This window comes from Fibrobacter sp. UWR2, assembly GCF_002210285.1.
In the GTDB taxonomy this organism is placed as follows: Bacteria; Fibrobacterota; Fibrobacteria; order Fibrobacterales; family Fibrobacteraceae; genus Fibrobacter.
The window spans coordinates 60,224-86,452 of the sequence record NZ_MWQE01000008.1; the positions used below are offsets into that span (position 1 = coordinate 60,224).

General features: G+C 55.2%; 23 protein-coding genes. 18 read left to right on the forward strand and 5 right to left on the reverse strand.

The window, feature by feature from the left end:
- Nucleotides 1-99: 99 nt before the first annotated feature.
- The 7 genes from B7994_RS10870 (at nucleotide 100) to B7994_RS10900 (ending at nucleotide 8,476) form a co-directional block, all read left to right on the forward strand.
- On the forward strand, nucleotides 100-753 hold the full coding sequence (locus tag B7994_RS10870) for a hypothetical protein (protein WP_144063855.1): 654 nt from the start codon (nucleotides 100-102) through the stop codon (nucleotides 751-753).
- Entirely contained in the window at nucleotides 750-2,309 is a 1,560-nt protein-coding gene (locus B7994_RS10875) for a hypothetical protein (RefSeq protein ID WP_088638484.1), read from the forward strand. The genes B7994_RS10870 and B7994_RS10875 overlap by 4 nt, the downstream gene beginning before the upstream one ends.
- 3 nt (nucleotides 2,310-2,312) lie before the next feature.
- Complete coding sequence (locus B7994_RS10880) at nucleotides 2,313-3,740, forward strand: hypothetical protein (protein ID WP_088638485.1); 1,428 nt, start codon at nucleotides 2,313-2,315, stop codon at nucleotides 3,738-3,740.
- Nucleotides 3,740-4,372 carry a hypothetical protein gene (locus tag B7994_RS10885; RefSeq protein ID WP_088638486.1) on the forward strand — a complete coding sequence of 211 codons (633 nt, stop codon included), beginning with the start codon at nucleotides 3,740-3,742 and terminating at the stop codon, nucleotides 4,370-4,372. The genes B7994_RS10880 and B7994_RS10885 overlap by 1 nt, the downstream gene beginning before the upstream one ends.
- A 20-nt stretch (nucleotides 4,373-4,392) precedes the next feature.
- Nucleotides 4,393-5,964 carry a hypothetical protein gene (locus B7994_RS10890; protein ID WP_144063856.1) on the forward strand — a complete coding sequence of 524 codons (1,572 nt, stop codon included), beginning with the start codon at nucleotides 4,393-4,395 and terminating at the stop codon, nucleotides 5,962-5,964.
- Nucleotides 5,965-6,088: 124 nt separating this feature from the next.
- Nucleotides 6,089-7,699 (forward strand): hypothetical protein, encoded by a 1,611-nt coding sequence (locus B7994_RS10895; protein ID WP_088638488.1) that lies wholly within the window; start codon nucleotides 6,089-6,091, stop codon nucleotides 7,697-7,699.
- A 21-nt stretch (nucleotides 7,700-7,720) separates the two neighbouring features.
- The gene (locus B7994_RS10900; protein ID WP_088638489.1) at nucleotides 7,721-8,476 is read left to right on the forward strand and encodes a DedA family protein; all 756 of its coding nucleotides are present in this window, start codon (nucleotides 7,721-7,723) and stop codon (nucleotides 8,474-8,476) included.
- On the opposite strand, the gene B7994_RS10905 is transcribed toward B7994_RS10900, so the two are convergent.
- The gene (locus tag B7994_RS10905; protein WP_088638490.1) at nucleotides 8,477-9,115 is read right to left on the reverse strand and encodes a toxin-antitoxin system YwqK family antitoxin; all 639 of its coding nucleotides are present in this window, start codon (nucleotides 9,113-9,115) and stop codon (nucleotides 8,477-8,479) included.
- Nucleotides 9,116-9,166: 51 nt separating this feature from the next.
- On the opposite strand from B7994_RS10905, the gene B7994_RS10910 reads away from it, so the two are divergent.
- The 8 genes from B7994_RS10910 (at nucleotide 9,167) to B7994_RS10945 (ending at nucleotide 15,612) form a co-directional block, all read left to right on the forward strand.
- Nucleotides 9,167-10,672: a radical SAM protein gene (locus B7994_RS10910; protein ID WP_088638491.1), complete on the forward strand. Its 1,506-nt coding sequence runs from the start codon at nucleotides 9,167-9,169 to the stop codon at nucleotides 10,670-10,672.
- A 92-nt stretch (nucleotides 10,673-10,764) separates the two neighbouring features.
- Nucleotides 10,765-11,583, forward strand: coding sequence for a hypothetical protein (locus B7994_RS10915; RefSeq protein ID WP_088638492.1), 819 nt, complete (start codon nucleotides 10,765-10,767; stop codon nucleotides 11,581-11,583).
- A gap of 26 nt (nucleotides 11,584-11,609) precedes the next feature.
- Complete coding sequence (locus tag B7994_RS10920; protein WP_088638493.1) at nucleotides 11,610-11,966, forward strand: histidine triad nucleotide-binding protein; 357 nt, start codon at nucleotides 11,610-11,612, stop codon at nucleotides 11,964-11,966.
- A 26-nt stretch (nucleotides 11,967-11,992) separates the two neighbouring features.
- Entirely contained in the window at nucleotides 11,993-12,730 is a 738-nt protein-coding gene (gene recO / locus B7994_RS10925; RefSeq protein ID WP_088638494.1) for a DNA repair protein RecO, read from the forward strand.
- An 82-nt stretch (nucleotides 12,731-12,812) separates the two neighbouring features.
- Nucleotides 12,813-13,559: a 3-methyl-2-oxobutanoate hydroxymethyltransferase gene (panB, locus tag B7994_RS10930; RefSeq protein WP_088638495.1), complete on the forward strand. Its 747-nt coding sequence runs from the start codon at nucleotides 12,813-12,815 to the stop codon at nucleotides 13,557-13,559.
- A 373-nt stretch (nucleotides 13,560-13,932) separates the two neighbouring features.
- Nucleotides 13,933-14,196, forward strand: coding sequence for a histone H1-like repetitive region-containing protein (locus tag B7994_RS10935; RefSeq protein ID WP_088638496.1), 264 nt, complete (start codon nucleotides 13,933-13,935; stop codon nucleotides 14,194-14,196).
- Nucleotides 14,197-14,276: 80 nt separating this feature from the next.
- A complete protein-coding gene (locus B7994_RS10940; protein ID WP_088638497.1) occupies nucleotides 14,277-14,642 on the forward strand; it encodes a hypothetical protein in 366 nt (121 codons plus the stop codon).
- Entirely contained in the window at nucleotides 14,635-15,612 is a 978-nt protein-coding gene (locus tag B7994_RS10945; protein WP_088638498.1) for a phosphatase, read from the forward strand. The genes B7994_RS10940 and B7994_RS10945 overlap by 8 nt, the downstream gene beginning before the upstream one ends.
- A 96-nt stretch (nucleotides 15,613-15,708) precedes the next feature.
- On the opposite strand, the gene B7994_RS10950 is transcribed toward B7994_RS10945, so the two are convergent.
- The 4 genes from B7994_RS10950 to B7994_RS10965 all read right to left on the reverse strand — a co-directional run bounded on the left by B7994_RS10950 (nucleotide 15,709) and on the right by B7994_RS10965 (nucleotide 20,160).
- Nucleotides 15,709-16,728: a class I SAM-dependent rRNA methyltransferase gene (locus tag B7994_RS10950; protein ID WP_088638499.1), complete on the reverse strand. Its 1,020-nt coding sequence runs from the start codon at nucleotides 16,726-16,728 to the stop codon at nucleotides 15,709-15,711.
- A 14-nt stretch (nucleotides 16,729-16,742) separates the two neighbouring features.
- On the reverse strand, nucleotides 16,743-17,189 hold the full coding sequence (gene nrdR, locus B7994_RS10955; protein WP_088638500.1) for a transcriptional regulator NrdR: 447 nt from the start codon (nucleotides 17,187-17,189) through the stop codon (nucleotides 16,743-16,745).
- 47 nt (nucleotides 17,190-17,236) lie between these two features.
- Nucleotides 17,237-17,905 (reverse strand): fibrobacter succinogenes major paralogous domain-containing protein, encoded by a 669-nt coding sequence (locus B7994_RS10960; protein ID WP_088638501.1) that lies wholly within the window; start codon nucleotides 17,903-17,905, stop codon nucleotides 17,237-17,239.
- A 179-nt stretch (nucleotides 17,906-18,084) separates the two neighbouring features.
- Complete coding sequence (locus tag B7994_RS10965; RefSeq protein WP_088638502.1) at nucleotides 18,085-20,160, reverse strand: transketolase; 2,076 nt, start codon at nucleotides 20,158-20,160, stop codon at nucleotides 18,085-18,087.
- Nucleotides 20,161-20,309: 149 nt separating this feature from the next.
- Between B7994_RS10965 and B7994_RS10970 the strand changes: the two genes are divergently transcribed.
- From B7994_RS10970 to uvrB, 3 genes are read left to right on the forward strand one after another with little or no spacing between them, the layout of a single operon-like run.
- On the forward strand, nucleotides 20,310-22,856 hold the full coding sequence (locus B7994_RS10970) for an NPCBM/NEW2 domain-containing protein (RefSeq protein ID WP_088638503.1): 2,547 nt from the start codon (nucleotides 20,310-20,312) through the stop codon (nucleotides 22,854-22,856).
- A 16-nt stretch (nucleotides 22,857-22,872) separates the two neighbouring features.
- Nucleotides 22,873-23,802: a glycosyltransferase family 2 protein gene (locus B7994_RS10975; protein ID WP_088638504.1), complete on the forward strand. Its 930-nt coding sequence runs from the start codon at nucleotides 22,873-22,875 to the stop codon at nucleotides 23,800-23,802.
- A gap of 13 nt (nucleotides 23,803-23,815) precedes the next feature.
- On the forward strand, nucleotides 23,816-26,035 hold the full coding sequence (gene uvrB / locus B7994_RS10980; RefSeq protein ID WP_088638505.1) for an excinuclease ABC subunit UvrB: 2,220 nt from the start codon (nucleotides 23,816-23,818) through the stop codon (nucleotides 26,033-26,035).
- Nucleotides 26,036-26,229 lie beyond the last annotated feature (194 nt).

The following is a 26,229-nucleotide window of genomic DNA, read 5'->3' on the forward strand; positions in this document are numbered from 1 at the left end:
TTACTCCCGGTGAACATGCACAAGCATCACACCCCGCATAAACTATTCGCGGGTATACTTGGGAGATTCCGTTACATTCTCGGGACGGTTTTTGCCTGTATGCTTTTTGCCGGGTGTCTGGACATCCCGGACAAGCCCAACACCGAAAGTCAGCTGGAAAGCATTGATGTCGTCGTGCTTCAAGCCGGCAAAGAGGATTCCACGTTGCTCAAGATCCGCCCGAACGACTCGTCCGAGGTCCGCGTGGTGGTCTATCCCAGACAATACAGGAAACAGCTCTCGTTCCAGTGGTCCCGGGTCATCGGAGACTCGTCCTACGTGCTTGGCGAAGGGTCCGAATACACTATAGCCCCGAACACGGATAGGGATAAGATACCGAATGAACTTCAGGTCATGGACGAAGCGGGCAATTCCCTAAAGAAGGATTTCGAAATTTTCGTGAACATGGAACCCATACTGAGCAGTACAACTATTCCCGCCAACGAGGACACTCTCTACGGGAATACGCACACGGCGTTCCTTTTCAAGTGGAAATCATACGACAACGATTCATTTGACGACGGCAAGCTAGAGCACACGCTCATCATCGACGGAGTCTACCACCCTGTCGGAAGACTTACCGAAATCCGGCAGTCCGGATTCAACGAAGGCCAGCACTCGTTCCAGGTTATCGTATTCGATACCTTCGGGGATTCCGACACGCTCGCCCCCATGACATTCTATGTGGTCGATACGCTCGGAGGCATGCAATGAGATTCAAGATTTTCTTTGCCATGGCCCTTGCGACCGCCTTCATCTACACGGCCTGCACCAACAGCAGCGACTATCTGTACGACGAGAGCGAATCCACATTCATCGAAGTTTCTGCCGAGATGGCCTATTCCTTTGATTCCGTAAGCGAACGGAGCAAGGCAGACACCCTCCATCCAGGCGACTCCCTCATTTTCATTGCAAACATCATCCCGTCGAAATCCATCAAGATCAAGCGCTATATCTGGACCCTTGACGGAATTCCGTTCTCAAACGACTTCAGTTTCAGGAGCGCCGTCTGGGAACCCGGCCTGCACAAGATTGCCTTTATCCTCGAGACGTTCTTCGGGGACACCCTGAGCGACACACTCACGCTCCAGATTTCAAACCCGCCCATACTGCAGGACAGTTCCTTCATCCCGGCAAAAGGCTCGCAGAGGATTCCCACGACTGGCGGACTGTCCTTTGCCTGGAACGGCTACGACCCGGACTCCATCGCCAAGCTGTACTACCGATTCACCATCGACGGGCTTATCGACACCATCCTGGATGTTCCCTACTTTACCTACTGGAAAGACCTCGAACCGCTAAACCACTACCGATGGCATGTACAGGCAATAAACGAGTTCGGCTTTGCTTCAGATAATACCATCGAAGGGAACTTCTTCACAAGCGGCGGCCCGAACGAAAGCGGCATTACCGGATTTATCGACCTGTCGGCAAGGGATGCCGGTAACGCTTTCGCCTACTCTGCAAAAATTTCCATCCTTGACACAACCAACGGTGAACTGTTTAGCGACATCGTCAAGGGAGGAAGCCAAAGTGCCCTACCATTTGTAATCTCGCCCCTGAACGAGGGTAAATACAGGGCCGTATTCAGCCTCCCCAACTACCCCGATTTCGTATGCGACACCATTGACTTCAAACTTTTCGCAAACGACGTCCTGGAACTCGATACGGTCCGGCTCCGCGACACCATCGCCCCCACGATAGCCTTTATCGGAAACGAGGGCGCAAACGTGGTTATTGACTCACTGGAATATGCCGACACGTTGCGATTCCTGATTACCGACCACGGTACTCCACAATCCAAGAAGACCGTGCAGGCCTACCTCGAGTCCGTCCTGCTTTCTGAAAAGAACAACGTGAGCGACACCTTTACCGTAGTACTCCCCTCCAACACGAAATCCTGGAACAGGCGTCTACTGGACATCGTCGCCACCGATGCAAGCAAGAACAGGACCATCCGCAACTACATCATCGAGCCGGCAGAAAACTGGATCCAGACAAACAAGCCCTTTTCCACAAGCGGGTCTAAGACTATCGACCTTTTCATCATCGACAGCAACCCCTACGGATTCGAGATCAACTCCTGCAAGTTCATCATTAACGATGATTATGTCTTCCAGAAGAGTTCTCCGGGTGGCAACGTTTGCACAGTACGTACATCCACGGCCTACCTCATAGAAGGCAACAACACCATACGCAGCATCATTGAGTACACCAACGGCATAAGTCACTGGAAAACGTGGAATATCACATACACCAAAGAAGAGTAAAACATGGATAGGCGTCACAAGACATACTGTTACGTTCTCGCCGCGGCGCTTGCGCTAGCCGCCATGTTTGCCGTATCGGGTTGCGGAGACGACTACCTTGTTTCCGAGAATAACGTTTCCAACCTGAAGCAGCATATCTTCGTATTGCCCGACCGCTATTCCGGACAGCCCTACCTGTTCTCCGTCCCCGTAAAAACGGTATACCTCGACACGAACGAGACAGTCAAGTTCTGGGCAGCCTACTCGATCAGCGAGACCTACATGACATCGGACTCTGCCGACAAGCACTACATAAACCACAGTTGGACTATTGAAGGCGAAGAATACAACATTTCCCCGCTGCGATTCAGTTTCAAGACACCTGGGTACCGGCAGGCGATACTGCAAACGGTGGACCTGCTCATGGACACCCTACGCGACACGCTCAACATTTATGTGAACACGCCTATCAGCATTTCGCTCATCGCTCCCGTAAACGGCTACAACCAGGTAAAGCCGAATTCTAGCAGCGAGGTTGAAATACGCTGGTCGCTAAGCGGGCTAGACCCGTGGGAAACCTCCTTATGCAACGTATATGCCTCCTTTGATCCGAAGGAGGTCTGGAACCACAACCTGGGCTTTGTCGACTGTAATGAAGATGCCCGCTTTGTCGGAAGTTTCATCGAAGATTCCCTGCAGGAATATCTGGATGAACACCCGGAAAAGGATACGTCCGTGACCATCTTCTGGGGTATGCGTGCGGCGTTCCACGCAAGCGAAGGCTTCGTAGAAGCCGACTCCACGGAAATATTCCACTTTTCCACCTTGTTCCTGCACGAGGACTCCTCGGTCGTCACCATCCCCATTGTATACGAAGACTACCGCAAGGCCAAGGTATCTACGCGCGTCATCATCACTGACAACATGGGCGATACACTATTCGTTCACGACGAAAAGACGGCGCCATCGACTGTATCGGCTAAGGTCGCTCCGCAAACAGGGCTTCATATCTATGTACAAGAACGTTCCCTGCGGGAATTCCAAACCGAGCCCACCATCGTCAATACATCTCCCGGAGCACAGACTCTACTCGATACCATAAAGATGCAGGACAGGGTTCAGCCGCAGATAGCCCCCCGTTCCATCATAGAAATCGGGCCCGACATCAATGCCGGCGCCATAACGGGCGACACCGTATATTTCTATGCGCTGGATAACGGCAGCGGAATCAACCAGAACAGGATTACTGTCACCGCGGATTCGGACACGCTTGACCACGTATTCGATGAGCCCTTTATCAAGTTCAAGACTCCCTGCAAGAAGATTTGCAAGGTTCGCATTTACGCCGAAGACTACGCCCATAATTCAAGTCCGAAGCTTTACTGGAACTTTATCCCGGATGCAAGCAAGCCCTCGTTCACCGGGCCGTATTCCGAACTGGGAGGCGAATAATGAAACTGGCCTTCCGATTCGCTACGATTCTGCTTGTTCTCGGCGCCGTTCTGACGGGGGCACAGGAGTCCCCGAAATACCTGCACATTTCGACGAACCCCTCGTATGCCGAAGCCTATGTGGGCAGCATGCGGGCAAGGATTGCATCGAATCCAGATGTCGACCTTCCCGGATTCATCAAGGTTCCCGCAGGCGAGTCGAGCATACTTGTCACGATTTTCAAGCCCGGCTATAAGGACACATCGATTGCGGTCACGCTCAGCCAGGCTGACACATCGTACCTAATCGTTTCTCTCACCCCGAGTTACGACGACGAACACTTGCAATACCAGCAAAAAGCCCTCATGCACCGTTCCCGCAGGAACATCGGGCACAAGCTCATCGCCATATCCGCCGTCCCCCTAATTGCAAGCGGCATTACAGCCCTCATTGCAAGCAACGAGATTGACGAAGCCAACAGCAAGAAGGATATCATCGAAAAAAGCCTGATCCGCGAAGGCAAGGAATACGAAGCCAACCAGGAAAGTTTTAAAGACCACCGAAAGAATGCCAACACGTCTAGGAACATCGCCATCGGAACTCTTGTCGCTGGAGGAATCTTCCTCGGCTGCGGGATAGTCCTCTCCTTCTAGGTAGCAATATGAATAGCCCTATGAAAAAAATAGTCTTGACTCTAGCCTTCTGCTTCTTCTCGCAAGTAGGCGCCGCAGACCAGCAAGGCATATACGCCCAAGTAGAGCTCCTCTCGGGCACAAAGCAGAAGGCTCAGTTCCTCGGTATCGAGAAAGATACCGTGAGCCTCGGCGGCTACATCAAGAACAAGTTTACCATCGTAAAGTTCCCGAAGGCGCAATTCAAGAGTATCGTAGACGAGAAGGGCAACGACCTCCTGAATCAGGCAAGCACACCTGCGGACTCCGCCAGCACCGCCCCTGCCAATTCAACACCAAGCGTAGACCCCATCGTAGCAGATTCCGCAAAGGCAGATTCTACCATTTCGGATTCTGCAGCCACAGATACCGCAATCGCCACCACAGGCATTTCGAACAAAGTATTCGTCAGCTTTGAGCCCTCGGAGATTGACCAGGGAACAAGCGACCTGTTCAGCAACATCGCCTTCAGGCTTCTACATGAACTGGACACCGCCTTCTACATGCAGCGCTGGGAGAACACCCCTGAATGTAGCGACAGGGCCTGCATCCAGGAACACCTGAAAGGCTCAGGAGCAAAGGACATTATCTTCGGGAAGGCGATTCATGCAAAGCACCCCGACTCCATAAGCATCGAACTCACGCGCGTTTTCTACGAAGAAGACCTACCCACCATCAAGAAATCGCAGATTACCGTTTCGCGCGATGGAATCTTGCAGGACGCCCTCAAGGGAAATTCCTTTACATCACTCGTCAAGAAGGCTGCGGGCTTCCCCGTACCCACCAAGCAGGAACGCAGCTACATCCATGTGGAGACCGACCCGGAAGCGGCAACCATCTCGCGACCCGAGAAGGACGCCATCTGCAAGTCTCCCTGTACATTTGCCGTAACGGACACAGGGCGCATCGAAGTGAACGCCTACTGGAGCGTTGACAAGCACCTCTGGGGTGCGCAGACGTTCGTACATCCGCTCCCGGGCGATACCGCAAAAGTCTCGCTCAAACTCAAGCGCATTAATCCCGAAATCAAGATCGTGAGTAACCCCGTAGGGGCTGAAATTTTCCCGGGTACATCTGAAATCGATCGCAACAGCAAGTCCATCGGCACGACGCCGAAGGTCGTTACCCTCACGACGCCCGGCATGACAGCAATGCGCCTGAGGAAGGCCGGCTACCGCGACACGCTCGTAAACTTCTACGTGGCCCCCGTTTCGGAAATCAACATTGACGTTTCGATGGAACACCTCACCGACTTCCACGAAATCCAGAAGCAGGAGGAATGGTACCACCAGCGCAAAGTCTCGTACATCGGCAAGGTGCTAATGGGTTCTTCCATCGCGCCCGTATTGCTGGGTTCACTGCTGCTCTACCTGGGTCAGCAGGACTACGAAGACGCCGAAGATATCAAGAACGAGCTCACAATGCCAAGCGCATCGAAAGGCGCCAAATACAACGAGAAGGTAAAGAAGAACAAGGACCTTGTCGATTCCGGAGACCGCTATTCCATCATAGGCGGGACCCTTATCGGAGCGGGAATTGCCGTGTTCGGCCTGGGTCTATTCCTCACTTTCTAGCAAAAAACGCCAAATAGGTAAAAAAACACGTCTTTTTTACATGCTTGTGCACAGCAACCGCCCTTTAAAATGTAAATTTTTGATGATGCGAAGAACAGTTATCAAATTATTGCCCCTTTTGCTTTTGACTGCGACTGTATACGCGGCTGATTTCGAGCGCTCGAATTGGCGTAGCCAGATATACCTGCAGGCAGAACCCGCCTTTATAGAATTCGAAGCCCAGAACCCGCAGCTCCTTAAGGAGCCGCTCGACAAGGAAATCTTCACGGTTCCCCTAAGCGCGGGTTTCCTGTTCAGCCCCCTCTACACCCCCCTGTTCAAGGCCGATATTCCCTTCACCATCTGGCTTGGTGCCGAAGTAAACTCCATCCAGTTCCGTGAGATAGCAAGCGACCCCGAATACTGGGGAGTCGACGACAATGGCAACGTCGACAAGGAAAGTGACCTTTCCGAGTGGGGCGACGGCCGTACGCTTTCGTTCCGCGCCTATGCTCCTTCCGTAGTGGGCGGTTTCTCCGTGAACCTCGCCGGCGACTTCGACATCCGCGTGCTCGGCGGCTACGGCTTCCAGTTCTTCACCTTCATTAACGACTATTCCTCAAGCACCAGGGACCATACGGAAATACTCCCAACGGCATTCGTCTCCGGAGCCCTTGAATACCGCATCACCGAAATATTCCAGGACGTAGACCTCAAGATTGGCGTGAACGTACGCAAGGAATTCCTCCCCTACGAAAACGTCAAGGCGACCGACGCCTACAAATACGACAAGGAAAAGGACGTTGTCCCCTTTGGATACGAAGGCATAACTTTCGACAAGATCTCTTACAAGTGGCCCGTCCGCGTCGGCATCGAACTTTCGCTTGACTTCGGCCGCGAGAGCCACCGCGACCGTGGCATGCGTTTCAAGCTGCGTGACCGCGACCAGGTACTGCGCGACAACAGCGAAGTCAAGGATACCCTCAGCGACTGGGACTGCATGGCCATCGAGCGCGACTACCGGTTCTTCCTCGACGAAGACGGCGAACTGCCCGACATGAGCGAAGCCTACACCAAGACCCAGTTCTCCGATGTGCTGGAAAGTTTCCTCGCCTTCTGCCACCCGGCAGACCTCGCCACGAAGGAAAAGCTCTACGCGTCTCTCGATTCCGGAAAGGTCGAACTCAAGGAATACCAGGTCCGCCAGGAAGACTCCCGCTTTGACCAGGTCATGGCAAGCAACGACCCCGAGATGCTCGAAATGTTCCTGCAATACTACCCCGACTCCCCGCGCCGTGGCGAAGTCGAGGCCAAGATCCGCACTCTTAGCGAATACCACAAGTTCCGCGAGATTCAGGCACAGAACACCTTCAAGGCCTACCTCTCCTACCTGAACGACAACCCGAACGGAGCATTCAGGGACGAGGCAGAAGCAGGCATCTTCGAACTGGTGAAGAACAGCAACCGCCTGAAGGACTACGAAATTTACCTGAAGCGCTTCCCCAACGGCAAGTACGTTGAAGAAGCGAAGGCTGCCCTCAAGGGCGCAAACTCCAGCGCGCCGTCGCAGATGGAATACCAGGCTCCCGAGTACGTGCAGCCTGAGGAACCGGCACCCGCGGTGGAAGAGGACGATGACGACGAAGAAGAAGTCGAAGAAGCTCCGGCCCCCAAGGTAAAGAACAAGAAGGCAGCAAAGAAGGCGGCCAAGAAAAAAGCCAAAGCAAAAGCAAAGTCCAAGAAAAAGAGAAGATAATCTTCCCAAGCTCCAGGACTCATGAAAAAACTCGTCATACTAGCACTCCTCGTCGCAAGCCTTGCGTTTGCGACAGAATCCGTTATTGATTCCGCTACGCCCAACGCAACCGCACTCGAAGTGACAACACCCGAGACAGAAGCCGCACAGCAGGCTGGCATCTACGACAGGGTTATCGATTGGTACAACGACAACCTAAACTACGGGACAGTCGCACTTCTCATGGCAATCGAGAGTTCGTTCATTCCCTTCCCTTCGGAACTGGTAGTGCCGCCTGCAGCGTACAAGGCCATGCAGAAGGACTCCGACCTGAGCATAGTGCTCCTGGTACTATTCGCAACGCTCGGAGCACTCGCAGGAGCTTTCATCAACTACTTCCTATCCAAGTTCCTCGGCCGCCCGATTGTATACAAGTTTGCAGAAAGCCGTCTCGGGCATTTCCTGCTTCTCGACGCAAGCAAGGTCGAGAAGGCCGAAGTGTTTTTCCGCGACCACGGCGCCATCTCGACACTCGTCGGCAGGCTTATCCCTGCAATACGCCAACTGATATCGATTCCGGCGGGACTTTCCAACATGAAGATCTTGCCTTTCGCCCTATACACGGCCATCGGCGCCACGTTCTGGAATATCATCCTCGCCATACTCGGCTACCTCGCCCACGGGCAGAAGGATGTCATCCAGGCTTACAGTCATGAACTTTCTATAGGGCTGGTCGGGCTCGGCGTGCTGTTCATTGCCTACATGGCATGGAACGCCTTCAAGCCCAAGAAACAATAGCTAGAACTCGCAGTTCTTGACACAACGGTTTTTCTCGAAAATCGCTTCGAGGACCTTTATTCCCTTGTTGTACCTGCGGTAGGGACCATTGCGCAATCCGTACTCGAAGGTCATTTCTTCCTTGAGCGCACCCAGTTCGTCATAGATCTTCGCGACGCCATGGATTTGCCCCTTGGAATAGGGAATCTTGCGCCACACGAGTCCACGCTCATTGTATTCCTCGCTCATGCCGTCAAGGACCCCCGCATTGTAGATTTCGCGCTTTTTTTTCCGACCGTTATCAAAGTAGTCCGTGCTTATGCCGTCCTCGATGCCGTCCTTGTAGCCAATGGTCTGCCACGGTTTTCCGTTCTCGTAGAAACTCTTGAACACGCCATCGAGTTTTCCGTTCTTGTACGGAGCCTCGACCGCGACCTTCCCGTTAGGGTGGTAACTTATCGCCACGCCCTCACGGATATCCGTACCCTGTTGAACCATATAGACCCTAGAGACGCTCCCATCAGGAAAATTTTCGCGGACTGTGTCAAGTGCGGCAACGTTCGCCGGGGCAGGATCCTTCTGGGGAACCGCCTTTTTTTGCGCAGCAAGGCCGTTGCTAATAGCACAACACAAAATAAGCACGAAAATTTCTTTTTTCATCGACTAAAAATGTAGCATATTCGCTCTAGATTATGTATTTTGTGGGGCGTAATGCGTATTACTTTTTTAAATCCGCCCTTCCATCCGATGTTCAGTCGTGAGTCGCGCAGTCCGTGCGTGACCAAGTCCTCTACACTTTATTGGCCCATGTTCCTGAGCTACGCAGCCGGTACCGTCGAAGCCGACGGCAACGAAATCCAGCTCATCGACAGCCCCGCCATGGAACTCGACCTTCCAAAGACTTTGGAAGGCATCAAGAAGTTTGACCCGGCACTCGTCGTCTGCAGCACGAGTACACCGAGTATATTGAATGACCTCAAGGTGGTGCACGCCATCAAGGAAACTCTCCCGAACACGAAGGTCGCCATCATGGGCACGCACGCCACCGCCGAGCCGCTGGAATCCATGGAGATGGAACCCGCCCTCGATTTCGTGATTATCGGCGAGGCGGACTACACCGCGAGGAACCTCGTGCGCTACCTGCGCGGCGACATCAAGGAAATTTCTAGTATCGCGGGCCTCGCCTACCGCAAGGCGGACGGCACGACCGACTTCCAGCCCGAAGGCCCGAAGATCGAGAACCTCGACGAACTCCCGTGGGTCTCGAAGGTCTACCGCAAGCACCTCTACAGCTGCTACAAGAAGTATTTCTACGGTGCAAACCTCAACCCACTGATTGTGATACTCTCGGGTCGCGGTTGCCCGAACCGCTGCAGCTACTGCGTGATTCCGCAGACGCTCAACGGCCACAAGTTCCGCCGCCGCACGCCGAAGGACGTGGTGGACGAACTACAGTACATCAAGGACAATTTTGAAGACCTGGGCGAAGTCTTCTTCGAAGACGACACGTTCACCGCAAGCCACGAGCACGTGCGCGAAATCTGCAACCTGATTCTGGAACGCGGCCTCAAGATTACCTGGAGCTGCAACGCCCGCGCCGACGTACCGCTCGACCTGCTCAAGCTCATGAAGAAGGCTGGCGGCCGCGAAATGTGCGTAGGCTTCGAGAGTGCAAGCCCCGTGGTTCTCGAGAACATCCACAAGGGTGTGAAGAACACCGACAAGGCCATCGAGTTCACGAAGAACGCCCGCAAGGCAGGCCTGCTGGTGCATGGCTGCTTTATGGTAGGCAACCCGGGCGACACTCCGGAAACTCTCCGCATGACGCTCGACTACGCCAAGAAGTTGAACCCCAACACGGCGCAGTTCTACCCCATCATGGCGTACCCCGGTACCGAAGCGTACAAGGAAGCCCTCGAAAGCGGCGCATTACAGACAAAGGATTACAACCAGTGGCTCGACAAGGACGGGTTCCACCGCACCACCATCCAGCGTGGCGAACTCACCAGCCAGGCACTCGTTGACTTCTGCGACAAGGCCCGCCGCGAGTTTTACCTGCGCCCGAGCTACATATTCCGCCAGGGAATCATGGCCATCAAGAACCCGCGCGAACGCTACCGCGTAATGCGTGGATTCGGCACGCTCGTGAAGCACCTGTTCCGCAAGCACGGGCAATTGGCCCCTGTGGCACGCCAGGCCCCGACGATAAAGCAGTAGCGAATCGGCAGGCAAACCAACCTTATTTAAATCCCGGTTCTTACGCCGGGATTTTTTCCATTTTGCTATATTGCCCCCAAAAAGGAGAAACGATGATTTGCAAGAAGTGCGGTAGAAAATACAACGACGACATGCCCAAATGCCTGTGGTGCGACGCACCGAACGAAGGTCCGGACAACGCCCCCGAAACTGAGACCCAAACATCCGACGAGCAGCAAAGCGCATTCAACCAGGAAGAGCCTGAAAATGTCGTGCGCGGCAAGAGCGCCATCCTCTGGACAAAGATTGTCATCGTCCTGGGCGTTATCGTCGGGCTTTTTTCTGAATTTGCCATTATTGTTGTCAAGCCCTACCTGGAATCATCAGTGAACAAAGCCGCGATTCAGCCAACAATGTTCCTCGGTACCGCATTTGCATTCCTCTTTTACCTGTTCCTGGTCTTCGTATTCTGCTGTGTTCTCCTCGTCGCGGCATTCAAGTCCTGTAGATGGCTTTACAATACCGTCAAGACATTGCGTAAGTTCACAGCAACGACCTTTTCGCCCATTGCCGCCGCAATCTGTACTCTAATTCCCGGGTTTTGCGGAATTTTCGACTACTACATTTTCAAGGATATCCTCAACCGCCAAGAAAAAACGCTCGCACAACGGAAGGCCAAGTTTGTCGCGCCGGCCCCCGGGATGCTCAAGTGGATTCTCATGTTGTCGGTCGTAAGCCTCATCCCCTCTGTCGGCTACGAACAGATCGCCCTCCGCATGCTCTCCCTCGCCTTAATCGTTTCTGCCGCTGTAGTCTACATCAAGGTCATGACGGTAATCATCGAGAACGAGAAGACTCTCTCTATCATCCGCGAGCGCGAACTCCTGGAACGCAAAGTCGATGAAATCCTCGCCCAGCGGGAAAAACAATAAACTTTTTTACTACTATTACTTATACTATGAGTGAAAACTGCCTTTTCTGCAAAATCATCAAGGGTGAAATCCCTTCCAAGAAAATCTACGAAGACGATGACGTTTTCGCCTTCTACGACATAGCCCCGCAGGCCCCGGTGCACTTTCTGGTGGTGCCGAAGCGCCATATCGCGACCATCATGGACATGAAGCCCGAAGACTGCGAGCTCGTGGGCAAGATGCTTTACCGCGCACAGCTCATCGCGAAGGACCTCGGCCTCGAAGAGGGCGGCGCCCGTTTCGTGTTCAACTGCAAGGCTGATGCCGGCCAGACGGTATTCCACATCCACCTGCACGTCGTTGGCGGGCAGCAGATGGGCTGGCCTCCGTTCCCGACCGTCTAGGCAAACCGCGCCGCCGGCGCTAGAAGATGATCAAGTCCCGTGCCATAGTCCTGCACCGCTACGCCTACAGCGACTCCAGCTGGATCGTGAAGGCGCTTACGGAGGAATGCGGCATTGTCTCCTTCATCGTGAAGGGAGGCAAGCGCAAGGAGTCGCCCTTCAAGGGCGCGCTCGACCCGCTCGCCCTGAGCGAAGTCGTATTCCGCGAAAACCCGAACGCAGAACTGCTGTTCGTGAAAGAAGCTAGCGTCATCGAATGGCACCCCCACCTGCGCGAAAACCTCCTGAAAACGGCGAAGGCGCAGGTCATGACCGAAATCGTATTGCGGTACGCGCCCGCAGGCGTCCCGCTCGAAGGGGAATTCTCGCTACTGGAAAATGCGCTCGCCGCGCTCGATGCCGTGAACAGTAGATCAGGCATTTTCGCCCGCTGGCTACTTGGCATCTGTGACCTGTGGGGCTATACGCTCGACATGCACACCTGCAGCCGCTGCGGTCAAGCGATCGAGGGCGCTCCAGCGGATTTCCACCCGGAAACGGGCGCTTTTGTCTGCAAAAATTGTCTCGGAGTCGAAACTCCCCGCGCCAGGAAGGAAACTCTCGACGGTTTTTACGCACTACGCTCAGACAACGAGCCTGCGACTCCGGAATATGTCGAAAATGCGCTCCTCGCCTACCTGCGCAACCACATCGGGTTCATGCGCGAAATAAACTCGCTCAAATTTCTAAATGAAACACGCAAGTTATTTCCGGAAGTACAATAAGACCAAACCCCAACATAATTGCTAAATTTTACACGCTGAGAAAAGCGCGGTTTATAAGCGCGGTTCATAAATAGGAGATGCTATGCTTACTGCGGAAAATATCCGCGCCTTGAAGGGCACGGGCAAGAAAGTTTCGATGATTACCGCCTACGACTTCGCATTCGCCCAGATGGCAGAAGCCGCCGGAGTCGACCAGATTCTCGTGGGTGACAGCCTCGCGAACACCATGCTCGGCTACAAGAGCACCCGCGAAATCGGCATGACCGAAATGCTCATCTTCGTTGCCGCCGTCTGCCGCGGCGCACCCAACACACACGTAGTGGCCGACATGCCCTACCTGAGCGACAAGGATCCGCAAACCGCATACGATAACGCTAAGCGCTTCATGGACTTAGGTGCGGCAAGCGTCAAACTCGAGGGCACCCCCGAAGGCGTCATCGAATACCTGCGCAGCAAGGACATTCCCGTCTGCGCACACCTCGGGCTGCTCCCGCAGACTGCCGAAAACTTCAAGCAGAAGGGCAAGACCGAAGAAGAGGCCCGCGCCATCGAAGAAGCCGCCAAGTTCGTGGATAGCCTCGGCTGTTTCGAAACCGTACTCGAGCACATCCCCGAAGAACTCGGCAAAAAGATTACCGGCGAGGTGAAAAGCGTCACCATCGGTATCGGCGGCGGCAAGTTCACCGACGGACACGTGCTCGTGATGCATGATGCGCTCGGAATGCACCCGCGCAAGCTCCCGCCGTTCGCCACGAAGTTCGTCGACATGTATTCCCTGGGCGTAGAAGGCATGCGCAAGTACGTGGAGAGCGTGAAGAACGAAGCTTGATCCCGTCGATAGAATTTTTTCCACCGACAATTGATAAAATTTTTGATGCTAGGCAAAAAAAATCTCGTCGCTGACGAGATTTTTCTGTAGATGTTACGAAAATCACAATTAATTCTTTGAGTATCATTAAGTTACAAGCAAAAAATATTGACGCCGGCAAAAGGAGCCAAATCGCCTGGAAAGCGCGTAGTTACTGGGCTCCAGCGATTTTACATACAAACTAATTTTCGCATTCCCTAAGACAAAAAAATTGTCTTGTCAATAGTTTTTTGAAAAAAAATGAAAAAATTTTTAAAAAGGTGTTGATTTTTTGTGAAAATAAAGTTATTTTAATGTCATCAAAACAATTAACCCTCAAAAAAGGAAGAATACAATGGCTACAACAAAGAAACCCGCTGCTAAGAAACCCGCTGCCAAGAAGGCTGTCGCCGCTAAGAAGCCGGCTGCCAAGAAGGTCGCCGCCAAGAAGCCCGCTGCCAAGAAGGCTCCGGCTAAGAAGGCTGCTCCGGCCAAGAAGGCTGCTGCTAAGAAGCCGGCCGCCAAGAAGGTCGCTGCCAAGAAGCCGGCCGCCAAGAAGGTTGCCGCTAAGAAGCCGGCTGCCAAGAAGGCTCCTGCTAAGAAGGCTGCCAAGAAGTAATTCTTCTTTGCTCTCTTTTTGGAAAGGACCCGCTCTGCGGGCCCTTTCTTTTTTGTCGCGCTTATTGCTATCTTTAACGCATGATTTCGGAAAAAGACCTCGAAGAACTCCAGAAAATTCCCCTAGACGAACGCGTCAAGCGCGTCGAAGCCCTCCTCGAAAAGAAGGAAAACCCGCGCGGATTCGAACTCGGACTCCTCCTCGCCCTCAAAATGGGTCAGGAAATCCGCGAGAAGAAACCTCTCGGGAGCGAATCGGGCGACCTCGTCGCCAGCTGGAGCGACAAGTATTCCGAATACCTCATCGAAGAAGCCATCGCCAGTGCGAAGGAATTCATGCTCCATCCGGGCGCCATCGCCGAAAAGATCAAGGCGGGCATGAACAAGTTTGAGCAGAAACCGGAAGAAGGGCAACAGGATGCCGCGCCGGAGGCCAACAATGGCTAACAAGCTGCTTGCCACCATCGATATCGGGAGCATGAGCTGCATTATGCTCATCGCCGCCTTCGAGGACGGGAAACTCGTCCCGAAACTCCAGAAAGTGAAAATCTGCAAGCTCGGCGAAGATATATACGAGCACGGGCGCATTACCGAGAAGAAAATCCAGGAACTTGTCGACGTGATGACGTCGTTCCGCATGGACCTGCACGCCCTGGGCGCCGACATCCAGGCAGCCGCCATGACAGAAGCCATGCGCAAGGCAGAAAACCAGGAAGAAGTCGTCGATGCGGTCGAAAAGGCACTCTGGTTCCGCCCGCAAATTATCAGCGGCGAAGAAGAGGGCAAGCTCACCTACCGTTCCGTGAAGGAATGGCACGGCGAAGGCATCGTCACCATCGACATCGGCGGCGGTTCGACCGAACTCAGTAACGGCGAGACCACGTTCTCGATTCCCGTGGGCGCTCTCAAGATGTTCAAGGCGATGGGCCCCATCCCGGGCCCCGAATACAAGAAGTTCGTCAAGGAAACTTTCAAGGAAGTGAGCTTCAAGGGCATGACCAAGAAGCCCGTCTACCTTATCGGCGGTACGGGAACCGCTCTCGCCATGGTATTCCTGGACAAGCAGAAGTTCGACTACAAGGCCATCGAAGGGCTCGAGATGAGCATCGCCGACCTCGACGCCGTCACCACACGCATTTCGAACCTCTCGAAGGAACTCCGCGCGATGCTTCCCGGACTCGAGAACGGCCGCAGCGACGTCATCATCTGCGGGCTGTTCTGGCTCAAGTCGCTCCTGGAGAAGTTGCGCGTCGAAAGATTCTTCATCAGCACTGCCGGCATCCGCTTTGGCCTGCTGTACCCGCCGGAACCCGAGCCAGAAGCAAAACCGAAGGCGAAAAAGACTCCGCCCTGGCTGAAGAAGAAGGAAGAGAATTCCGCCGTTGAAGGTGAGGAAGGCGCAACCGACGCTGAATAATCCATGGACCCTATCTCCCCAAAGGGGATAACTCTACTACGGCAACAAGTTGCCAAGTATCGTATAGCATCTTCGATGCTCCAGGGTGACAGTTGCTTACACTTCAACGAGTGTCGCGACGAGGCAAGAAACCTTCGTGGCGCCGCTACCCGCAAAATCAATATCCTGCCCGCGCTTCCATGCAGTGCGGGCTTCTTTATACACCGACTTGACGGCGGCAAGCACGTCACGCGCAAAGGAATCGAGCGCGAATTCGCTGTAGTTGGAACTCACCATGATGAACCCGTTCTGGTTCAGGGCCTGCGCACATTCTGCAACGAGCGGCATCAGGTGTTCGCGCACGTTGAAGTTCAGGCCCTTGAAGCGCGCGAAACTCGGCGGGTCGAGCACGATTCCGTCGAACTTGAAGCCCTTCTTGATAGCCCAGCGCACGTATTCGAGCGCGTTCCCGCGGAAAAATTCACCTGGGCGCAGGTCGAGACCGTTCAGCGCGTAGTTTTCGCGGCCCTTGTCGAGAATCTTGCCGCTGATGTCGGCGTTTGTCGCAACTGCAGCACCCCCGAGGCGCGCGTGCACCGAGAAACTGCACGTGTAACTAAAGAGGTTGAGGAAACGCGGCCCGTTTATACCAGTATCGGACGCAGGTTTATCGCTGGCGTTAGACTGCGCGCCGACAGGAACTGCACCGGTCATCGCGCGGAAGCGGTCTTCCACCTCGAGGCGCACGTGACGCATGTCGAGGAACAGCCCCGGGTTGACAGTATCAAGTAAGTCCACATGGAAGCGCGCGTTGCCTTCTCGTACCGTACCTACGGCAGCCTCGCGGGTTCCGAAAGCCACCTCCATAGGCGCGTTCTCAAGCGACTTGCCCGAGCGGGAGAGACGCTCCTTCACCACAATGCACGCGGGGTTGAACATCGCGGCCACCGCATCCACGAACTCGCGGCGACGCGGGAGCATCTCCGACCCAAAGAACTGCACCTGCAGGCGGTCGCCGAAGCGGTCGAGCGTAAGCCCCGGAAAGCCATCGGCGGCTCCGTTCACAATGCGATAAGCGTCCGTCACATCGAACAGCGGCGAACGTTTTTCATTTGCAATTTCTAGGAGATGACGCATGGTAAAAAGCCGCGTCAAGCCTTGTCCATCGACTTGATCTGGTCGACGAACTCGCCCACTTCCTTGAACTCGCGGTAGATGGAGGCGAAACGCACATAGGCGACCGGGTCGAGTTTCTTGAGTTCCTGCATCACGAGGTTGCCGATGGTATCGTAGCCCACCTCGGAATTGTCGTTCACCGGCAGGGCGTTCTCGACGCGGGTTGCCAGTTCTTCGATATCCTCGGACGTAAGCGGACGCTTCTTGCACGAGTTCATGATGCCGCGAATCAGCTTTTCGCGCTGGAAAGGTTCCTTCTCGCCACTCCGCTTGACAACCGTCAAAGGCTGCATTTCGATATACTCGCGGGTCGTGAACCTGCGGCCGCAGGCCAGGCACTCACGCCGTCTGCGGATGGCGGTTCCACTCACGCGGCTATCGACCACCTTGTCGTTGTCGTTCTTGCAAAAGGGGCAAATCATGGCTAGAATATAGGATATTTTGCGGGAAAAAGCAATTATTTTCTCGCTCAGTCCTTGATGCAGCGGACACTGATCAGAGTATTCTTTCGGTTTTCGAACCAGCCCGTAGTGTCATTTTCGAAGCGAAGGTTCAAGGTAAAGGCCTCGTCGTCATCGATTTCGGCGGAACTCCAGAAGAACGCCCCGGAATTAATGATGGAGAGACGCCCTTCGCCACGGGTTTCGCTCCTGTCAAGCGCGACTCCCCCGGGGAGCGCCGTAAAACCATAGTCATCCGTACCGGCAGAATAGTTGCCCTTCTCGTTCCAGGCCGTCGTCGCCTTGAGCTTACCGCCCGCAACCTTGGTGCCCCCGGCAAAATCGACCAGGGTCGTCCAGTCGTCTTCACTCGGCAGGCGCCAACCGCGCGGGCACGCCTTCATGGCGGCATCCCAGTCGTAGAAGCACCCGTACATGGTAAACGCCTCAAACTCCCGGCACACGCTGCCTTCCATATCGTAGTTGAGGTTCTCCGCCATCCACACCTGCTCGCCAATCTGCACGGTCTTGTAAGTCTGACCATCGCGCAAGTCCTTGAGTGTTCCGGCATCGACATCATAATTCACGAAGGAACCACTGGACGTATCGTCACCGCAGGCAGCAAGCATCAACGACAAGAAGAGTGCCGCACATCCCGTGCCCACTGCGCCCCAAAAATTCCTGACCTTGATACTCATTCCTGCCCTCCATCAAGTATTGCGTGCATAAGAAATATAAAAAGGAGATGGCGGCTCGGAGGCCGCCATGACGTTATAAATGGCGGCGCAATGGTCGACATGAAAATAAAAAAGGCGGCTCGGAGGCCGCCATGACGTTTTTTACAGAGGAATGTCGACGCGAATCGCGAGCGATTGCCTTATCCGTTCACCTTCTTGAAGTCGGCGACGTTCTGCGCGAACTCGGCGAGGTATTCCTTGGCCTTCGCGGCAACTGCCTCGGGCACGTAGCCGAATTCCTTCTCAAGCACGCCAGCCGGAGCGGAAGCGCCGAAGCGTTCCAGGCCGCAAGCCTTGCCGAACCCGCCGACCACGCGGTCGAAGAGAACCGGAAGGCCGCTGGAGAGAGCGAACACCGGAGTCCAGGGCACGAGCACCTGGTCGCGGTAAGCCTTGTCCTGCTTGAGGAAGAGAGCCGGGCTGATCATGGAGACGACGCGCACGGCCTTGCCTTCGGCACGGAGGAGTTCAGCAGCCTGGTGTTCCAGGAGCACGTCAGAACCGTTTGCGACGAGAGTGAGGTCCGGGTTCTTGCCGGCGGCGGTATTGTCGCTCACGATGTAGGCGCCCTTGCGGCAGGCCTTCGCGGCTTCGTAGCGGTTTTCGCCGGGGAGCGTGTTCACCACCTGGCGGGTAAGGATAAGCGCCGTCGGGCTGTCGTTGTTCTCGAAAGCCATTTCCCAGGCGGCGAGAGTCTCGAAAGCGTCTGCCGGACGGAGCACGAGCATTTCGGCCTTGCCGTTTTCCTTCGTGAGGTCTTCGAGCAGGCGGATCTGCGTTTCGTGTTCGATGGGCTGGTGCGTCGGGCCATCTTCGCCCACGCGGAAGCTATCGTGCGTGAACACGTACTTGACCGGGAGGCCCATGAGGGCGGCCATGCGGATGGCGGGCTTCATGAAGTCGCTGAACACGAAGAACGTGGCGCAAATCGGGAACAGGCCCTTCTGCAGCGCAATACCGTTCATGATGGCGCCCATCGTGAGTTCCGCGACGCCCACCTGGACAAACGCGCCCTTGAAGTCGTTAGCGCGGAAAATACCCGTCTTGTTGAGGAACGCCTGCGTGTTGTCGGAGTTGGAGAGGTCGGCGGAACTGCAAATGATGTTGTGGAAGTTTTCGGCGAGGTAGCCGAGCACCGTACCGCTCGTAACGCGGGTAGCCACGCCTTCCTTGATGGGGAGGCTGGAGAGGTTGAGCACCGGAGCCTTGCCGGAGAGCCATTCATTGAGGGTCGCGGACTTCTCGGCATTTGCCTTGTCCCAAGCGGCCTTGGCCTTCTTCCATTCGGCAACTTCCTTGCGAAGTTCGTTTGCGCGGGCTTCGAATGCAGCCTTCACATCGTCGAACACCTGGAACGGGTCGTCCGGGTTACCGCCAAGGTTCTTGACCGTCGCGGTAGTAGAAGCACCGGCAGCGTTGAGCGGCTGCCCGTGCGTAGAAACTTCGCCTTCGTAGCTCTTGCCGTCTTCGGCAACGGCGCCCTTGGCCATCGTGGTGTGGCCGAACACGAGCGTCGGCTTTTCCTTCTCGGCCCAGGCTTCCTTGAATGCCTTGCGCAGTTCGGCGATGTTGGAACCGTCGCATTCGATAACGCGGAAACCCCATGCCTTGTACTGGCCGACGAAGTCGTGGCTCATCACGTCTTCGGTCTTGCAGCTCAGCTGCACCTGGTTCGCGTCGTAGAAGAAGATGAGGTTCGAAAGCTTGAGGTGACCCGCGATGCGGCCCACGCCGTAGGCAATTTCTTCTTCGAGGCCGCCGTCAGAAACGAGGCAGACCGTCTTGTGCTCGAGGATGGAACCGAAGCGTTCCACCATGAAGCGTTCGGCGATGGCGGCGCCAAGGGCGATGCCGTGGCCGATACCGAGCGGGCCCGAGGAGTTCTCGATGCCGAGCATCACGTCCAGTTCGGGGTGGCCGGGAGTGCGGCTGCCGAGCTGGCGGAAGTTCTTCACGTCGTCGAGCGTGAGGCGGTTCGTGAGGACGAGCTCGGAGTACAGGAGCGGGCTCATGTGGCCCGGGTCCATGAAGAAGCGGTCGCGGCCCATCCATTCGGCGTCGTCCGGGTCGTAGCGCAAGAATTCCGCGAACAACAGCGTGATGGCGTCGGCGGCGCCCATCGCACCACCCGGATGCCCGGACTTCGCCTTCTGCACCATCGCGGCAGAAAGGATTCGGACGTTGTCGGCTGCTTTCGTAACTAGGGAGTCTTGCACGGTAAAACCTCTTTAGGGTATTGTTATTTACGCGCCAAATTTAGTTTTTTTTACGCATTATCTCAAGGCATCCGCGCCAAGTTAAAGCACGATAACATAAAAAGTTATATTTTTGCCTACGCACAAAACCCGATACAAGGTATCGTCAAATGAAGATCAAAGACTCTATTTTATTGTTGCTCAAGAACTTACTACATCCCGTCGGCATTGCAGGCCTAGTAATAGCCCTCGCCATACCCTTCCTTATTTATCTTGCCGGCGACCCCAGCGGCAGCCACAAGGAAATCATCCGCCAGCTTGATCTGAAACTGCCCCTCTGGCTGTTCATTGTCCAGCTACTAGCCGGCATCGCCCTCCTTTGCTCCCTCCACAAGGATTTCGGCAAATGGTTCAAGGGAATTCTCCCCGAAAAGTCGTTCTGCATTGTCTCCGTAATCTTCGCCACAGCCATAGCCATCTTCGCCGGAACGCAAATCGAGGCTCGTCACCGCGTGCAAAGCGACGAGAGCGTGTTCATGGCCGTCGCCCAGAACATGTACTACAACAACGAGTCGGGCACGTGCAACCAGGGCATATTCACAGACCACACCCTCACCTGCACATCCAAGTCCAATAGTTTCAAGACAAAGGGACTAGCCTTCCTCTACTACCTCGGCATGCCCGTGTTCGGCAAGGACCTCCACTGGATTTTCAATGCCGAACTCATGATGCTCCCGCTCGCGTTCCTGCTCATGTTCCTCGCGATTGTCGCCTGGACTAGGCAGCCACTACTCGCCTTCTTCGCTTCACTCCTCATGGCACTGCAGCCCACTGTGCTGTTCCAGTTCCGTGCCATGTCGGTCGAACCGCTCTACATTTTCCTCTCCGCGCTCTCCCTGTTCTTCTTCAAGTGGGCCTACGACCGCAACACCGTCAAGCACTGGACTCTGCTCGCACTTACGCTCGCCTTCTTCGCGCAGACCCGTCAGGAGACCGCCTTCTGCCTTTTCGCTTTCATCTTCTTCGCACTTCCGAAACTGCTCGACAGGAGGGATTTCAAGGCCCCCTCTTTCTTCGTGACACTCTCGCTATTCTCGGTACCGGCACTCCTTACCATCAGCTACTTCCAGGGATTCGGATTCCAGGGCGGTGAATTCGAGGCACACGGGCATTTCTTCGAAGATCTAGCCAAGAACTGGACCGAAATGACCCGCCCGCTCAAGGAAAACGGCGAACTCGAGAACCCATTCCTCACCTACTTCAACTACCTGTTCGCCATCGGAGCCATCTACCTCGTATTCCGCGCCATCTACGACGCCAGGAAGGGTGACAGGTTCTACCTGTGGACACTCGTGTTCCTGGTCCTCTACCACGTCCAGACCTACATGATCCTCGAGAACGTCTCGGGAGACTTTTCTATCCAGATTAACCAGCGCTATAGCCTAGTGATGCTACCCAGCATGGCCTTCGTCGGGGCGCTCCCCATCGCGCATGCCATCGAGTACTTTGCAGATAGCATAGACAACAAGAACCGCGCAAAAATCGCCTTCGCCGGGATGCTCATCGCCGCAATAGTCTTCAGCGGCTGGACGTTCCACTACAAGGAAGACTTCAACAAGAATATCATGTACAACCGTAACCACCTGACCACCGAGGAGTATGAGATTCTCGGGTGGCTCAAAGAACAGCCCGCAAAGGACCGCTTCTTCATTTACGGCAGGCCGTGGCACTTCGTGGGTTACGGGATTTCGTCCATCCATTACGACAGGGCGCGCCAGATGTCCACCGCGGAACTGGATGAACTCGTCGAAAAGTACAAGGGCGAAGTCTACTACATTCGCGGTCTGGACTGCTGGGACAGCCACACCTATCACAAGAAGGCCGTGGAGCACCGCATTCCCACTACCTGCGACGTTTTCGAACGCGAAATGGACCTCGTGGGCGTGAAGAACATCCTCATCACCAATAATTACTGGGTACAAATAGCGAAATTCAACGGACGCAAGACATACAACCCGGAAAAAATCATCGTCGTAAAGGACATCGAGCCTGTCCTCGACAGCCTGGGCGTCAGCTTGAAAATTCTGCTCAAGGAAACCTCCGAGGCAAGCAAGAACTGGAACTACACGGCAACCCTCAACGGGAAAATCATAGGAGCCGCTCCGTACCAGGAAGGGTTCTACGAAATTTGGAATGCGGCCGACAGCCTGCAGCAGGGCTACAACCAGTTCCGAGTCGTCGTCATGGACACGGAAAAGCACACGAAGCTCGCCGACATTTCCAAGTACTACTTCAACAATGCCGGCGGCGCCATGCCGCTTCCGCAATCAATGCTTGCCGAAAACCGCCAGGACTGGGGCAAACTTCACTGGGGCAAGAGCATCGAGGACCACGAGATGGTACTTGATGGACAGCACTTCACCACGGGTTTCTCGACCCACGCCTCATCCGAAACGGCCTTCAATCTCGAGGGCAAGTACCGCGCATTCCGCATCTCCTTCGGGCTGGATGACGAAAGCCTCTGCAGCGAGGGTGTATCCGTCCAGATTCTCGGTGACGGCAACGTGCTCGCCACAAGCCCCGTATTCCAGAATGGCGTGATACACACCCTTTCCGCAAATACGGAAGGCATCCAGAAACTCACCCTCAAGACCGTGCCCAAGGGGAGCATCGACTGTAGCCACGTCGACTTCGTGCACCCCTTCCTGATACCTTAATTGCTATATTAATCGCATGTTGTTATCCGTAATCATCCCCGTCTTCAACGAAGAAGAAATCGTCGCAGAAACCTACCGCGTCCTGGAAGAAGAACTCAAGGACGTGGAGCACGAACTCATATTCGTGAACGACGGCTCGAAGGACAAGACGCGCGAAATCGTCGAGGGCCTGCTTCCTAGCAACCCGAACAACAAGATTATCAATTTCAGCAGGAATTTCGGGCACCAAGCCGCATTCAGCGCCGGCCTCGACCACGCCATCGGCGATGCAGTGGTCATCATTGACGGGGACCTGCAGGATCCGCCCAGCCTCATTCACGAAATGCTTGAGAAGTGGCGCGAGGGTTACCAGGTCGTCTATGCGCAGCGCAACAAGCGCAAGGGCGAAACCATCTTCAAGCGCTTTACCGCGTTCTGCTTCTACCGCCTTATCGGCAAGCTCACGAATATCGAGATTCCGCCCGATACCGGCGACTTCCGCCTGATGGACCGCTGCGTGGTGAACCAGCTCAAGAACCTCCCCGAAAGGAGCCGTTTCTTGCGCGGGCTCGTCTGCTGGGTCGGCTTCAAGAAAATCGGCGTCAAGTACGACCGCGCCGAGCGCACCGCAGGCAAGTCCAAGTACCCGCTCAAGAAGATGGTGCACCTCGCCTTCGACGGCATTACCGGCTTCAGTTCCGCTCCGCTCAAGGTCAGTTTCTACATGGGTGTTTTCGCGACCATCGTGGGCCTCGGCGTACTCGTCTGGTCCATCCTCGAGAAGTTCCTCAGCCCCGCAACGACCGTTCCCGGCTGGGCATCGCTCATGACGGCCATCGTGTTCTTTGCCGGCGTGCAGCTCATGACCATCGGCATCCTCGGTGAATACATCGGCCGCATCTACGACGAAGTCAAGCAGCGTCCGCTCTATATCGAAGACAAGGGACAAGACCGGAAAGCCTCGTAATAGCAGATTTTCCATGGCCCGCGCACGCAAGACAATCACTCCGGACCCGTATGCGAAACCGATAGCGAAACCGCTACCGCCCGAGAAGAGCTTACCCGGAAAACTGCAACAGTTCCAGTCGCCGACACGAGCGAACTTTGAACTCGTCAGCCCTTACGGGGCAGCAGGCGACCAGCCGAAAGCGATTGAAGAACTCACCGAAGGTTTCAAGAATGGCGAACAGTTCCAGACGCTCCTCGGCGTGACCGGTTCGGGCAAGACGTTCACCATGGCAAACGTCATCAAGAACGTGGGCAAGCCGACACTAATCCTCACGCACAACAAGACGCTCGCGGCACAGCTCTACCAGGAGTTCAAGGCGTTCTTCCCCCACAATGCGGTGGAATACTTCGTAAGCTATTATGACTACTTCCAGCCCGAAGCCTACATCCCGCACACGGACACCTTCATCGAAAAAGACGCCAGCATCAACGACGAGATTGACAAGTTGCGCCTGCGCGCGACCGCGAACTTGCTCACCCGCCGCGACGTGATTATCGTCGCCTCCGTGAGCTGCATCTACGGTCTGGGAAGCCCGAGCGAATACTTCGACCTGATGGTACGAATCAAGAAGGGTGACGTCTACGACCGCGACAAGATTCTGCACGACTTGGTGCGCATCCAATATACGCGAAACGACTTCAGCCTAGAGCGCGGCTCTTTCCGCGTGCACGGCGACGTGATCGAGATCCACCCGAGCTATGACGAAGAAGGACTCCGCATCGAACTTTTCGGCGATGAAGTAGACCGTCTCGTAAGATTCAACATCATTACCGGCGAAGTCACGCAGGAAATGGACGAGATGACCATCGCTCCGGCAAAGCACTTCGTCACGAAAGAAGAAGGCCGTGCGGGAATTTTGCAACGCATGCAGGTGGAACTCACCGAGCGCCTCGCGGAACTCGACAAGGAAGGCAAGGTACTGGAATCGGCCCGCCTCAGCAGCCGTACCCGCTACGACATGGAAATGATTCGCGAGACCGGCCAATGCAGCGGCATCGAGAACTACTCCCGCATCATTGAGAACCGCGCACCGGGTACGCGCCCCTTCACGCTTATCGACTACTTCGGCGATGACTGGCTCCTGATGATTGATGAATCCCACGTGAGCATTCCGCAAGTGGGCGGCATGGCCGAAGGCGACAAATCCCGCAAGACAACGCTGGTGCAGTACGGGTTCCGCCTCCCCTGCGCGCTGGACAACCGCCCGATGAACTTTGCCGAATTCGAGTACATGTACCCCAAGCAGGTGCTCTTCGTGAGCGCCACTCCCGGCGATTACGAGTTGAAAAAGACTGGCGGCGTGGTGACCGAACAAATTAACAGGCCGACCGGTCTCTTGGACCCGAAAATCGAGATGTTCCCCATCAAGGGTCAGATGGACGTTTTGCTGTATCGCATCGAGGAAGTCGTCAAGAACGGCGACCGCGTGCTGGTCACGACCCTCACCAAGAAGATGGCGCAGGACCTCACCGACTTCTTTGTGGAAGCGGGCATCCGCGCGCGTTACCTGCACAGCGACATCAAGACGCTGGAGCGCCACGAACTCATCCGGGGCTTGCGCACCGGAGAATTCGACGTTCTCGTAGGCATCAACCTGCTGCGCGAAGGCCTCGACCTGCCCGAAGTCAGCATGGTCGCGATTCTCGATGCCGACAAGGAAGGATTCCTGCGCAACTACCGCAGCCTCATCCAGACGATGGGCCGCGCGAGCCGTAACGTGAACGGCACAGTCTTGCTCTTTGCAGACAACATGACCGACAGCCTGGAGAAGGCCGTCACCGAGACCGCACGCCGTCGCAGCGTGCAGGAAGAATTCAACAAGGAACACGGCATTACGCCGAAGTCCGTGACCCGCAAGCTCGAAGACGATTTGAGAATCAACGATCCGCTCGGCGATATCGGCGACGATTCTGTCGACGACTGGGAAGACGACAACACCGGTATCCGCCCGATGGAACCGCTGCAGCCCTCCAGCAAGACGAAGAAGAAGAAAGCCTCCCGCTACTCCAAGCGTGCGGAGAACGCAAAGCTGAGCGCAGCCGTCGGCGCCACCGCAGCACGTCATCCTCGCGCAGGCGAGGATCAGTCTTCCAAACTCGAAGACCTGGAGCGCCAGATGAAAGAGGCCGCCGCACGCCTCGACTTCGAGGAAGCCGCCCGCCTCCGCGACATTATCCGCGGCATGAAATAAGCCACATTCCCCCTCATTTCACACGCCCCGCTGTGAGGCCCGTCACACCGTCACCACAGCAAGGTACCCCGCATATCCTCACACGCTATTAAAAGTAAACTTTTATTTACATTTGTTGAACAAATAAAAACGCTATTATCGCGCACAAGCACATTTTGCTTTATAAACGCTCCTCGCGAATCTAATTTCAAAGA